Annotated in this window: 10 protein-coding genes and 1 pseudogene; 6 read left to right on the top strand and 5 right to left on the bottom strand. The window is 64.1% G+C overall.

Going from position 1 to position 12707, the window contains the following annotated elements; genetic code table 11:
* The 3 genes from AAFG07_RS22500 (at position 1) to AAFG07_RS22490 (ending at position 2027) form a co-directional block, all read left to right on the top strand.
* Entirely contained in the window at positions 1–939 is a 939-nt protein-coding gene (locus AAFG07_RS22500) for a cytochrome D1 domain-containing protein (protein WP_342722081.1), read from the top strand.
* Between the two features lie 112 nt (positions 940–1051).
* Positions 1052–1588 (top strand): RNA 2'-phosphotransferase, encoded by a 537-nt coding sequence (locus AAFG07_RS22495; RefSeq protein WP_342722080.1) that lies wholly within the window; start codon positions 1052–1054, stop codon positions 1586–1588.
* Between the two features lie 106 nt (positions 1589–1694).
* A complete protein-coding gene (locus AAFG07_RS22490; RefSeq protein ID WP_092114058.1) occupies positions 1695–2027 on the top strand; it encodes a PRC-barrel domain-containing protein in 333 nt (110 codons plus the stop codon).
* A gap of 140 nt (positions 2028–2167) precedes the next feature.
* On the opposite strand, the gene AAFG07_RS22485 is transcribed toward AAFG07_RS22490, so the two are convergent.
* The 5 genes and pseudogenes from AAFG07_RS22485 to AAFG07_RS22465 form a co-directional block, all read right to left on the bottom strand.
* Positions 2168–2809, bottom strand: coding sequence for a hypothetical protein (locus AAFG07_RS22485; protein WP_342722079.1), 642 nt, complete (start codon positions 2807–2809; stop codon positions 2168–2170).
* 72 nt (positions 2810–2881) lie between these two features.
* On the bottom strand, positions 2882–5860 hold the full coding sequence (gene uvrA / locus AAFG07_RS22480; protein WP_342722078.1) for an excinuclease ABC subunit UvrA: 2979 nt from the start codon (positions 5858–5860) through the stop codon (positions 2882–2884).
* Positions 5861–6105: 245 nt separating this feature from the next.
* Entirely contained in the window at positions 6106–6765 is a 660-nt protein-coding gene (locus tag AAFG07_RS22475) for an outer membrane beta-barrel protein (protein ID WP_342729216.1), read from the bottom strand.
* Positions 6766–7000: 235 nt separating this feature from the next.
* Positions 7001–7291 (bottom strand): annotated as a pseudogene (locus tag AAFG07_RS22470) (outer membrane beta-barrel protein); the annotation flags it as partial.
* An 87-nt stretch (positions 7292–7378) separates the two neighbouring features.
* Complete coding sequence (locus AAFG07_RS22465; protein ID WP_342722077.1) at positions 7379–8125, bottom strand: outer membrane beta-barrel protein; 747 nt, start codon at positions 8123–8125, stop codon at positions 7379–7381.
* A gap of 446 nt (positions 8126–8571) precedes the next feature.
* Between AAFG07_RS22465 and AAFG07_RS22460 the strand changes: the two genes are divergently transcribed.
* From AAFG07_RS22460 to gyrA, 3 genes are all read left to right on the top strand, one after another.
* Entirely contained in the window at positions 8572–9066 is a 495-nt protein-coding gene (locus AAFG07_RS22460) for a single-stranded DNA-binding protein (protein WP_097672149.1), read from the top strand.
* A gap of 257 nt (positions 9067–9323) precedes the next feature.
* Complete coding sequence (locus AAFG07_RS22455) at positions 9324–9722, top strand: DUF2306 domain-containing protein (RefSeq protein ID WP_342722075.1); 399 nt, start codon at positions 9324–9326, stop codon at positions 9720–9722.
* A 235-nt stretch (positions 9723–9957) separates the two neighbouring features.
* A complete protein-coding gene (gene gyrA / locus AAFG07_RS22450; RefSeq protein ID WP_342722074.1) occupies positions 9958–12684 on the top strand; it encodes a DNA gyrase subunit A in 2727 nt (908 codons plus the stop codon).
* Positions 12685–12707 lie beyond the last annotated feature (23 nt).

The raw sequence follows: 12707 nt of genomic DNA, 5'->3' as shown, positions 1-12707 counted from the left end.
ATGCGCGTGATCGCGCTGCTGGTGCTGCTCGCCGGTCTCACTGGCGCGCGCGCCGAGGAGGCGTTCGTCACCAACCAGCTCAGCGACGATCTCACGGTGGTCGATCTCGCGACGTCGAAGCCGGTCGCGACCATCGCGATCGGCGGCAAGCCCGCCGGCGTCGCCGTCAGCCATGACGGCCGCTTCGCCTATGTGACCAGCCCCGATGCCAAGGCGGTCACGGTGGTCGACGCGTCGGCGCGCAAGGTGGTCGGCCGGATCGAGGTCGGCGGCGGGCCGCTCGGCATCGCGGTGTCCCCCGACGGCGCAACCGTCTATGTCGCCGACTGGTACGCCGCCGCGGTGCGGGTGATCGATGCCAGGGAGCAGCGGGTCGTCGCCAGTCTGGCGGTCGGCGCATCGCCGTCCGGGCTTGCCGTGACGCCGGACGGGCGGCTGCTGCTCTCGGCCGACCGCGACGACGACAGCGTGTCGATCACAGACATTTCCGCCCACGAGCGGCGAGGGATCGTGAAGGTCGGGACCCGTCCGTTCGGCGTCACCATCGATGCCGAAGGCAAACGTGCCTACACCGCCAATGTCGGCTCCAACGACGTCTCCGTGATCGACATCGCGACCATCAGCGAGATCGGCCGCGTCCATGTCGGCCTGCGCCCCTATGCCGTGGCGCTGGCGCAGGGCCGCGGTTTCGTCACCGACCAGTATGACGGCAAGGTCAGCGTGTTCGACCTCGCAACCTTGCAGCCGGTGAAGCGGATCACGGTCGGCGAGTACCCCGAGGGCATCGAGGCGACGGCCGACGGCAAGCGCATCGTGGTCGCGAACTGGGAGAGCAATACGCTCAGCGTGATCGATGCCGCCGAGCTGAAGGTGGTCGGCGAGGTCAAGGTCGGCGACGGCCCGCGGGCGTTCGGGGCGTTTCTGAGAAGGACGGAGTAGGTGCGAAGCAAGTGCGTAGGGTAGGCTGGCTACCCTACGATTGCTTCGCTTGCCGGCTGACTTGCTCGTCACGATTGGCCTTGGGTATAAGGCGGCCGGACAGGAACACCCGATGCCGGTCGATCAAATCCAGCTCAGCAAGTTCTTGAGCTTCGTGCTGCGGCACAAGCCCGATGAGATCGGCTTGACGCTCAGTGCTGACGGCTGGGTCAACATTGACGAGCTGGTTGAAAAAGCCAACGCGGCTGGAACGAGGTTTAGCCGCGCCGACCTGCTCGATGTCGTCGCGACCAGCGACAAGAAGCGGTTTTCGATCTCGGCCGATGGCCGCGAGATCCGTGCCGCGCAGGGGCACTCGGTATCGGTAGAGCTTGGCTTGCCGCCGCAACAGCCGCCGTCGATCCTGTATCACGGGACCGCGACGCGGTTTGTCGACGTGATCCTGGTGGAAGGCCTGAAGCCGCAGGCACGCCAGCAAGTGCATCTGTCCGCCGATGAAGCGACAGCCCTGCGCGTCGGTCAGCGTCACGGCAAGCCCCATATTTTCAAGGTCGATGCCGGCGCCATGCACGGGAAGGGATTCAAGTTTTACCGGGCGGACAACGGCGTATGGCTGACTGACCACGTGCCGCCGCAGTTTCTCGGGTAGTGACGGAGGGCGGATTACACTTCGCCAATCCGCCCGACGACCTCTGCACATCGGCATGCGCCGGTGCTATAATCTCGGCCGAACAAGGGAAAGCAGGGAGGATGCCATGCATCATACCTTGGTGCCCAGCGACCGCGTCGAGCATGTCTGCGTGTTCGGGCGCGATGGCTCAAAACTCGGTTCGATCGAGCGGCTGATGCTCGACAAGGTGAGCGGAACGGTGGCCTACGCCGTGATCAAAACCGGCGGCGTGCTCAGCAGCCACCACCATTATCCGGTCAGGTGGACAGCCTTGAAATTCGATCCCGCGCGCCAGGCCTTCGAGGCCGAGGTGACGCTGGACGATCTGCGCACCGGCCCGTCCGAGTTCGACGGCGATGAATTTGACTGGGGCGACCGCTCGCACGCCTACACGCACCCGAATTATTGGGCGGTGTAGGGCGGAGGTGGGCTGCTCCAGTCATCGTATCCCGCATGAGCGAAGGGACATGCGGGACAAACGTCGATGACTTCGAGCGGTCCCAGATATCGCTTCGCTCATCCGGGCTACTTGCTCACCAGCTTGCCCTTTACCGGATTTCACGCGGACGCGATTGCCACTAAACGCGCCCGGATGTCATCGTACCTTGGTCCCACAACACCGATCTTCGGATGGTATCGAATTCCGGACTCTTCCTTGTTGGCCGCACTAAGCGCTGTACGTGCGTTACTCGCGGCAAGGTCGGCCAATCCGCAGGCGCTCATGATAAGGGCACGGCTTCCGTAGACGCGGAATACTACTATGGGAAACAATCCTGCTCGACTCCCGAACTCATCAAGGACCGCAAGCGCAGTCTCATAGTGATTCGAGAGTTCGTTAGTCGCGACGACCCACGCAAGTTCAAGCCACGCCCATGTCTGGACGCTCGGCTTGGCGCGCATCCTCTGGATCGCATGCTCATAGTAAGTCAGCGCGCCCTCGATGTCTCTTGACCTTAAAAGACAGTCGGCTTTTGCAGAGAGCGCTTGCACGAGGGTGATGGAATTAGGGTAGCGATCGATCACGTGGTTGAAGAGAGCTATCGCATCGGCATCGTATCGCTGCCCGATCTCCATCAGAGTGAAGCCTTGGATGAAGACGTACTGCGCCCGATTTGTCTCCCGCGCTCTGTTCAAGCGCCGCCAAAATTCGGTTTGATCCTCTTGCGACCAAGACTGCCTGCGAAACCAGTCGACGCTCATTCTAAGACCAGTCAAAAACGCTTCGGCGCACGGAGGATATCCACGATTGACCCGGATTTGGGGTTTCCCAGATTACTCCGCCGCCTCGCTTGCGCTGCTGCTCTTCCTCGGCTTGCTGTTCGCCTTCTTCAGCACCGGCGCCAAAAACTTGCCGGTGTAGCTGCGCGGTGCCTTGACGATGTCCTCGGGCGGGCCCCAGGCGACGATCTCGCCGCCGCCGTCGCCGCCCTCGGGGCCGAGGTCGATCACCCAGTCGGCGGTCTTGATGACCTCGAGATTGTGCTCGATCACCACCACCGTGTTGCCCTGGGCGACCAGCTCGTGCAGCACCTCCAGCAGCTTGGCGACGTCGTGGAAGTGCAGGCCAGTGGTCGGCTCGTCCAGGATGTAGAGCGTACGGCCGGTGGCGCGCTTTGACAGCTCCTTTGCCAGCTTGACGCGCTGGGCTTCGCCGCCGGACAGCGTGGTGGCCTGCTGGCCGACATGGATGTAGTCGAGGCCGACCCGGTGCAGGGTCTGGAAGGTCTCGCGCACCCGCGGCACCGCCTTGAAGAATTCGGCGGCCTCCTCGACGGTCATGTCGAGCACGTCGGCGATGCTCTTGCCCTTGAACAGCACCTCCAGCGTCTCGCGGTTGTAGCGCTTGCCCTTGCAGGTGTCGCAGGTGACGTAGACGTCGGGCAGGAAATGCATCTCGATCTTGATGACGCCGTCGCCCTGGCAGGCCTCGCAGCGGCCGCCCTTGACGTTGAAGGAGAAGCGCCCGGGCTCGTAGCCGCGTGCCTTTGCCTCGGGGAGGCCGGCGAACCATTCGCGGATCGGCGTGAAGGCGCCGGTATAGGTCGCGGGGTTGGAGCGCGGGGTGCGGCCGATCGGCGACTGGTCGATGTCGATGATCTTGTCGATGTGCTCGAGGCCCTCGATGCGGTCGTGCGGCGCCGCGCCTTCGCTGGCATTGTTCAGCTTGCGCGCGATCGACTTGTAGAGCGTGTCGATCAGCAAGGTCGACTTGCCGCCGCCGGAAACGCCGGTCACGCAGGTGAACAGGCCGAGCGGGATCTCGGCCGAGACGTTCTTCAGATTGTTGCCGCGGGCGTTGATGACCTTGATGGTGCGCCGGTGGTTCGGCGGCCGCCGGTCGGGCACGGGGACCGAAAGCTCGCCGGTGAGATATTTGCCGGTCAGCGATTTCGGGTTGCGCATGATCTGGTCGGGCGTGCCTTCGGCGACGATGTGGCCGCCATGCATGCCGGCGCCGGGGCCGATATCGAGCACATAGTCGGCAAGCCGGATGGCGTCCTCGTCATGCTCGACCACGACCACGGTATTGCCGAGGTCGCGAAGCCGCTTCAGCGTGTCGAGCAGGCGGGCATTGTCGCGCTGGTGCAGGCCGATCGACGGCTCGTCCAGCACGTACAGCACGCCGGTCAGGCCTGAGCCGATCTGCGAGGCGAGGCGGATGCGCTGGCTCTCGCCGCCGGACAGCGTGCCGGACGAGCGCGACAGCGTCAGGTAATTGAGGCCGACGTCGAGCAGGAAGGTCAGGCGCTCGCGGATCTCCTTGAGGATGCGCGCGGCGATCTCGTTCTGCTGCGCATTCAGCGCCTCCGGCACGGTCTCGAACCATTCGCCGGCGCGCCTGACCGAGAGCTCGGAGATCTCGCCGATATGCTTAGCCCCGATCTTGACGCACAGCGCCTCGGGCTTCAGCCGGTAGCCGTTGCAGCCGGCGCAGGGCACGTCTGAGAAATACTTGCCGAGCTCCTCGCGCGCCCACTCGCTCTCGGTCTCGCGGTAGCGGCGATTGATGTTGGTGACGACGCCCTCGAACGGCTTCTTGGTGTCGTAGGAGCGGACGCCGTCCTCATAGGAGAACTTGATCTCGTCGTCGCCCGAGCCGTGCAGCAGCGCGGCCTGCACCTTCTTGGTCAGGTCCTTCCACTTGGTGTCGAGCGTGAACTTGTAGTGCTTGCCGAGCGCGGTCAGGGTCTGGATGTAATAGGGCGACGACGATTTCGCCCAGGGCGCGATCGCGCCCTTGCGCAAGGTCAGCTCCTTGTCGGGGATGACCAGGTCCTCGTCGATATGCTGCTCGACGCCGAGGCCGCCGCAGGCAGGACAGGCGCCATAGGGGTTGTTGAACGAGAACAGGCGCGGCTCGATCTCGGGGATGGTGAAGCCGGAAACCGGGCAGGCGAACTTCTCCGAGAACAGGATGCGCTCGGGCCCGCTCTTGTCGTGGATCTTCGCGGTCTTCTTCTTGTCCTCGGCCGGTGCTGCCGCCGGCGCGTCGGCGTATTCGATCACGGCGAGGCCCTCGGCGAGCTTCAGCGCGGTCTCGAAACTTTCGGCGAGGCGCTGGGAGAGGTCGGGACGCACCACGATGCGGTCGACCACGACGTCGATGTCGTGCGGAAATTTCTTGTCGAGCGCGGGCGCCTCCGACAGCTCATGGAAGGTGCCGTCGATCTTGACGCGCTGAAAGCCCTTCTTGAGGTACTCGGCGAGTTCCTTCTTGTACTCGCCCTTGCGGCCGCGCACGACCGGCGCCAGCAGATAGAGGCGGGTGCCTTCCGGCAGCGCCAGCACGCGGTCGACCATCTGCGAGACGATCTGGCTTTCGATCGGAAGGCCCGTGGCCGGCGAATAGGGCACGCCGACGCGCGCCCACAGCAGGCGCATATAGTCGTAGATCTCGGTCACGGTGCCGACGGTGGAGCGCGGATTCTTCGACGTCGTCTTCTGCTCGATCGAGATCGCCGGCGACAGGCCGTCGATCTGGTCGACGTCCGGCTTCTGCATCATCTCGAGGAACTGGCGCGCATAGGCCGACAGCGACTCGACGTAGCGGCGCTGGCCCTCGGCATAGATCGTGTCGAATGCGAGCGACGATTTGCCGGAGCCGGACAGGCCGGTGAACACCACGAGCTTGTCGCGCGGAATCTCGACGTCGATGTTCTTCAGATTGTGTTCGCGCGCGCCGCGGATCGTGATGGCGCGCGATGAGGAGCCGGCGTTCTGTTGGCGCTTCGCCTTGAGCACTTCATCCATAGCGACATTTCCGGGCGCATGATCGGGCGCCTTTTGGGCGCGCATCGCCGGTGCTGCCGGGACCTTGCGCCGATGGGTGAGAAGACTGGAACGTAGGAAGAACGGCCGACAATTTCCAGTGCTGAGTCGCGTCCATCAACGGATAGTTTGCCTGATGGCAGCAGCCGTCAGCAGGGCCCGGTTCCGGCAACGAAAAAGGCCGGCGCGAGGCCGGCCTTTCCGAGACCCTGAGGTCTGCTTTTCGCTCAGTACTTGGCGACGATCGGGCCGCCGAAGTGATAGTTCACGCCGAACTGCACGGTGTGCAGGTTGATGTCGGCAGACGGAATGCCGAAGTAGGTCTCGCCGCCGAGGCTGCGATACAGGTACTCGCCCTTGATCGACCACTGCGGCGCGATGAACGCCTCGATGCCGGCGCCGACCGTCCAGCCGGAGTGGAAGTTGCTCTGCGAGACGCTCACGCCGCCAGCGCTGAGGGTGAGCTTGTTGTCGGCCCAGGCGTAGCCGCCGGTGCCGTAGAACAGCACCTTGTCGACGGCGAAGCCGATGCGGCCGCGCGCGGTGCCGAGCGACTCGATCTTGCTCGTCGCGGTGATGCCGAAAGCGGTAGCGGACGCATTGACGTCAGCCCAGGCGCCGTCAGCCTCGAGGCCGTACACGATGTTGCCGGCCTGCCAATTGTAGCCGATGGTGCCGCCGCCGAAGCCGCCTTCCATCTTCGGGTTGCCGGAGTCCTCGCTGGCATAGCCACCGAAGCCGCCGATGTAGAAGCCGGTCCAGTTGTAGATCGCGGCCGGCGGCGGAGCCTTCACGTAAGGCGCGCGGGCCGCCATGTCGGCGGCCATCGCCGGTGCAATTGCGCTGAAGGCAAACATGCCGGCCGATGCCAGCAAAACATTCCTGATTTTCAAAGTCCCAGTCCCATTTTCTTGTTGCCCCTCCAAACTTGAAGGGAACGTCACAGCCCTGTCGTGTGACGCTCGTGTGTTTCTACATAGAAATCTTGGAAGTTGTGTATCCGTGAAACCACAATGCACGGAAAACGGCCCGCGCGAGGCGCGCCTTGCTCGCAACGAAAAAGCCGGCGCAAGGCTGGCTCTTGTGTTCGCTGCGCAGGTGCGGCGCGCGACTGCCGGTAGCTCAGTATTTCGCTGATACGACCGGGCTCGCCACGTTGAAGTGGTAATTGATGCCGAGCTTGACGGTGTGGAACGTGTCCTTCCACTCCGAGCGATCGTTGATCGCGGGCGTGTACTGGATCGGCGCGACCTTGCCGAGATCGATGTAATTGTCCTCGAGCTTGGCCGACCAGTTGGCGGCGAACATGTATTCGACGCCGGCGCCGTCGGTCCAACCCCAGCGCGTGTCGCTGGCCGAGATCGAGGGCGGCGCGAGCCCGGCATTGTAGCGATGCAGGATGTCGCCAACCGCGCTTGGCCGCGCAAACGAGCCGACCAAGCAAACAAAAAGGCCGGCGCGAGGCCGGCCTTTCGTTTGGATCAAATCCGTGTCGCGCGATCAGTAGCGCGCAACCACCGGGCCACCCCACTTGTAGTTCACGCGGACGGTGACGAGGTCGACGTCCTGGCGATCGCGGATGCCGCTGAACAGCGCGCCGGTCGGGGTGGTGAGGTTGTAGGTCTTGTCCTGCATGAACAGGTGGTCGTACTCGACACCGGCGGTCCAGTTCGGCGCGAAGCCGACTTCGATGCCGGCGCCGATGGTGCCGCCCCAACGGGTGTCGGTCGTGCGGCCGGCGAGCACGCCGGTCGGCGTGAAGTAGGTGCTGAAGCGGTTGTCGGTCAGCGCGGCACCGCCCTTGGCGTAAAGCAGCACGTTGTTGACGGCGTAGCCGATCTGGCCGGTGAACAGGCCGAACGCGTCGATCTTGCTCTGGTTGGTGAACAGACCCGGGAAGATCGCGCTGTTGTTGCTGCCCTTCAAGTCAGCCCAGTCGCCTTGCGCTTCGAGGCCGAACACCCAGGTGCCAGCCTGCCAGCGATAGCCGATCTGGCCACCGGCAACGCCGCCGGTCGCATCATGGCAACCATCCGAGCCGAGCAGGATGCCGCCCGGGATCTGGTCCCAGCAATTGTGGCTTGAGCCCCAGCCGCCGTTGGCGCCGATGTAGAAGCCGCTCCAGTCATAGACGGCGGCGATCATTGGCGGCGGCGCCTTGGTGTAGGGGCGCGCAGCGAGATCGGCGGCCGCGGCCGGCGCAGCGAACGCAATCAGCGCAACCGTCGCGAGCAAAAACTTCTTCATAATCAAACCCCCAGCTTCCCAATCGGCTTCCAAAAGGTCCCGAAGCGCGATTTCAGACGCGAGCGCCCATCTGATGGCTGGTACCTATACGCTGATTCAACCGGAAACGCCGTCTCCCAAATGCAACACTCGCGGACGAAGTATCGACACGGCAAGGCGTTGATTTGATTTGCATTTCGTAAGGCGTCGGAGCTCGCTGGTGACTGGGACCGAAATCGGCGGCCGCGCCGTCGCCATCGGCCGCTTCTACGGCTGGTTGTGGCGAACAAAACTGGAACAGTGCCGGCTGCGGTGCTATATCTCGATAATCGTGGATAACCGCGCGACGGCGAGGGCATCGAGCCGGCACCGGCCGTATAGGTCATTCGCGACGCCTGCAAGTAAGTGGCGATGGTTGAGAGTGGCGGCCGATGTCCGGCGCCCGGTTTTCGAGTGGAGATGATGCAATGGCGGGAAGCGTGAACAAGGTGATCCTGGTTGGAAACCTCGGCAAGGATCCGGAGATCCGGCGGACGCAGGACGGCCGTCCGATCGCCAATCTTTCCATCGCCACCTCGGAGACCTGGCGCGACAAGGGCACCGGCGAGCGCAAGGAAAAGACCGAGTGGCACCGCGTCGTGATCTTCAACGAAGGCCTCTGCAAGGTCGCCGAGCAGTACCTGAAGAAGGGCGCCAAGGTGTACATCGAGGGTCAGTTGCAGACCCGCAAATGGACCGACCAGAGCGGCGTCGAGAAGTACTCGACCGAGGTCGTGCTGCAGGGCTTCAACTCCAACCTCACCATGCTCGACGGGCGGGGCGGCGGAGGCGGCAGCTTCGCCGATGATGGCGGCGGCAGCGATTTCGGCTCGTCCGGTCCGGTCAGCTCAGCGCCGCGCCGCGCGGTCGCCGCCGGCGGCGGCAGCCGCAACAGCGACATGGACGACGACATCCCGTTCTGACCGCAAGTCGCGGTTTCGACGCTTCCGTCAGGCGCCGTTCCGTGAAGATTCATTTCCCGGAGCGGCGGTATGACGCGGCGAGGATAGGTCCTTGTGTGGATTATGAGGATAACCTCATATCCATCTGACCATATTTCACTAACATCCAGTGGATCGCGCAAGTTCCCCAGACTTTGACACAGGTCAATGTGAATGATATTTACATTGGCCTGCGGCGAGTGACGTCTGGCCGTGAGCTTCACTCGAGGGCTGCCATCATGAGCCTCGCGCCATTGCTCGACGCTGCGCCTGCGATCCCGCTCCATGCCTTTGCCGCGATGGCTGCCTTCGTGCTCGGCTCCATCCAGCTCGCGGCCCCGAAGGGCACGCTGCCGCACCGGACGCTGGGCTGGATCTGGGTGATCCTGATGCTGGTCGTCGCCGGGAGCTCGTTCTGGATCCATCAGATCCAGCTGGTGGGCCCGTGGAGTCCGATACACCTGCTGTCGATCTTCTCACTGGTCATGCTGGTGCTCGGCGTGACGGCCGCGCGGAGCCACAACGTCCGCCGCCACAAGTTCACGATGATCGGCATTTTCTTCGGCGCGCTGGTGATTGCCGGCCTGTTCACCTTCGTGCCCGGGCGGATCATGCACGCAGTGGTGTTCGGGCACTGAGAGAAGCGAAATCGCGAATGGTGAGCGGCGAATACCGTACCGGGAACCCGTGTTCCATGCGCAATTCGCCGCTCACGATTCGCTTCCCGGGCCAAGCCGCGGCCGAAGCCGCAAACAAGCCCGTAAGTACATGAAAAAACGAAGGGAAAAACGGCTTGCCGGAGCCGCGCAAGGGTGGTTATCAGGCCCCTGATGGTCTATATGATTCCCCAGCAGAACTGACCGGATTTCCCCTTTGTCCGAACCCGAAGACGACAAGCCCGGCGAGCCGCCGGTGCCCTCCGATATTCGTCCCGTTTCCATTCTCGACGAGATGAAGAAGTCCTACCTCGATTACGCGATGAGCGTGATCGTGTCGCGTGCGTTGCCCGATGCGCGCGACGGGCTCAAGCCGGTGCACCGGCGCATCCTCTATTCGATGCATGAGCAGGGACACACGCCGGACAAGAAATACGTCAAGTCCGCGCGCGTCGTCGGCGACGTGATCGGTAAATATCATCCGCATGGCGACCAGTCGATTTACGACGCGATGGTCCGCATGGCGCAGGACTTCTCGCTGCGGGTGCCGCTGATCGACGGCCAGGGCAATTTCGGCTCGGTCGACGGCGATCCGCCGGCGGCCTATCGATATACCGAGGCACGGCTGACCAAGGCGGCGCTTGCCGTTCTGGCCGACATCGACATGGACACCGTCGATTTCCAGCCGAACTACGACAACTCGGAGAAGGAGCCGGCGGTTCTGCCGGCCCGCTTCCCGAACCTCCTGGTCAATGGCGCCGGCGGCATCGCCGTCGGCATGGCGACCAACATCCCGCCGCACAATCTCGGCGAGGTCGTCGACGCCTGCGTGGCGCTGATCGACAATCCGGCGCTCACGATCGACGAGTTGATCGACATCATTCCCGGACCGGACTTCCCGACCGGCGGCATCATCCTGGGCCGCCAGGGCATCCGCTCGGCCTACCATCTCGGCCGCGGCTCGATCGTGATGCGCGGCAAGGTGGCGATCGACACCATCCGGAAGGATCGCGAAGCGATCATCATCACCGAGATTCCCTATCAGGTGAACAAGGCGACGATGGTCGAGCGTATCGCCGATCTCGTAAAAGAGAAGAAGATCGAGGGCATCGGCGACCTGCGCGACGAGTCCGATCGTGACGGCTATCGCGTCGTCATCGAGCTGAAGCGCGAAGCGGTGCCCGACGTGGTGCTGAACCAGCTCTACCGGTTCACGCCGCTGCAGACGAATTTCCCGGCCAACATCCTGGCGCTGGATTCCGGCCGTCCGCAGACGATGAATCTGAAGGACCTGCTCACCATCTTCGTCGCGTTCCGCGAGCAGGTGGTGACCCGGCGGACCAAGTTCCTGCTCGGCAAGGCCCGCGATCGCGCCCACATCTTGGTTGGCCTTGCGATCGCCGTCGCCAACATCGATGAGATGATCCGTGTCATCCGAACCTCGCCCGATCCGAACACCGCGCGCGAGGCCCTGATGTCGCGCGACTGGCCGGCACGCGACGTCGAGGCGATGATCACGCTGATCGACGATCCCCGGCATCGCATCAACGATGACGGCACGCTCCGGCTGTCGATGGAGCAGGCCAGGGCCATCCTCGATCTTCGGCTGCAGCGCCTGACCGCGCTGGGACGGGACGAAATATCCGAGGAGCTCGACAAGCTCGCGGCTGAGATCGCCGATTATCTCGACATCCTGCGCTCGCGTGCCCGCGTGCAGGGCATCGTCAAGACCGAGCTCGCCGAGGTGAAGCAGCAGTTCGCCACCCCGCGCAAGACCGTCATCATCGAGCAGGAAGGCGAGGTCGAGGACGAAGACCTGATCCAGCGCGAGGACATGGTCGTCACCGTGTCGCATGCGGGCTACGTCAAGCGCGTGCCGCTGTCGACCTACCGGGCGCAGCGCCGCGGCGGCAAGGGCCGCGCCGGCATGCAGACCCGCGACGAGGATTTCGTCGCGCGGCTGTTCGTGGCCTCGACCCACACGCCGGTGCTGTTCTTCTCGTCGCGCGGCCAAGTCTACAAGGAGAAGGTCTGGCGGCTGCCGATGGCTGCGCCAAACGCGCGCGGCAAGGCGCTGATCAACATCCTGCCGCTGGAGCAGGGCGAGCGCATCACCACGATCATGCCGCTGCCGGAGGATGAATCCTCCTGGGGCAATCTCGACGTGATGTTCGCGACCACCAGCGGCACCGTTCGCCGCAACAAGCTGTCCGATTTCGTCGACGTCCGCCGCTCCGGCATCATCGCCATGAAGCTCGGCGAGGGCGAGGCGATCGTCGACGTGCAGATCTGCACCGAGCGCGACGACGTGCTGCTGACCGCCGCCGGCGGCCAGTGCATCCGCTTCCCGGTCACCGATGTGCGCGTCTTCACCGGCCGTACCTCGATGGGCGTGCGCGGTATCGCGCTGGCCGAGGCCGACAAGCTGATCTCGCTGGCGATCCTGCGCCATGTCGAGACCACTTCGGACGAGCGCTCAGCCTACCTGAAGATGCGCCGAGCGGTGGCCGGCGAGGCGACGGCCGAGGAGCCCGCGGATGCCGAGGGCGAGGAGACGACGAACGCGATCCAGCTGTCGCAGGAGCGCTACGCCGAGCTGTCGGCTGCCGAGCAGGTGGTGCTCACCGTCTCCGTCAACGGCTTCGGCAAGCGGACCTCGTCCTACGAGTACCGCACCACCGGCCGCGGCGGCAAAGGCATCGTCGCGATGAGCGTCAACAACCGCAACGGCAACCTGGTGGCGTCGTTCCCGGTCGAGGACGCCGACCAGATCATGCTGGTCACGGACAAGGGGCAGCTGATCCGCTGCCCGGTGGCCGACATCCGCGTCGCCGGGCGCTCGACCCAGGGCGTGATCGTGTTCGATACCGCCGAGGACGAGCATGTGGTCTCGGTCGAGCACATTCCGGAGGAAGAGAACGGCGCGAACGGGAACGGCGAGTAGGGCCGTTCCCGAACGTAGTTCGT

Source organism: Bradyrhizobium sp. B097 (assembly GCF_038957035.1).
GTDB lineage: Bacteria > Pseudomonadota > Alphaproteobacteria > Rhizobiales > Xanthobacteraceae > Bradyrhizobium.
This window is presented reverse-complemented; position numbering and strand designations above follow the sequence as displayed.

What these genes read in the sequence shown, in the direction of transcription:
- AAFG07_RS22500 (WP_342722081.1), top strand. Translation starts at nt 1, where the DNA reads ATGCGCGTGATCGCGCTGCTGGTGCTGCTCGCCGGTCTCACTGGCGCG.
- AAFG07_RS22495 (WP_342722080.1), top strand. Translation starts at nt 1,052, where the DNA reads ATGCCGGTCGATCAAATCCAGCTCAGCAAGTTCTTGAGCTTCGTGCTG.
- AAFG07_RS22490 (WP_092114058.1), top strand. Translation starts at nt 1,695, where the DNA reads ATGCATCATACCTTGGTGCCCAGCGACCGCGTCGAGCATGTCTGCGTG.
- AAFG07_RS22485 (WP_342722079.1), bottom strand. Translation starts at nt 2,809, where the DNA reads ATGAGCGTCGACTGGTTTCGCAGGCAGTCTTGGTCGCAAGAGGATCAA.
- uvrA (WP_342722078.1), bottom strand. Translation starts at nt 5,860, where the DNA reads ATGGATGAAGTGCTCAAGGCGAAGCGCCAACAGAACGCCGGCTCCTCA.
- AAFG07_RS22465 (WP_342722077.1), bottom strand. Translation starts at nt 8,125, where the DNA reads ATGAAGAAGTTTTTGCTCGCGACGGTTGCGCTGATTGCGTTCGCTGCG.
- AAFG07_RS22460 (WP_097672149.1), top strand. Translation starts at nt 8,572, where the DNA reads ATGGCGGGAAGCGTGAACAAGGTGATCCTGGTTGGAAACCTCGGCAAG.
- AAFG07_RS22455 (WP_342722075.1), top strand. Translation starts at nt 9,324, where the DNA reads ATGAGCCTCGCGCCATTGCTCGACGCTGCGCCTGCGATCCCGCTCCAT.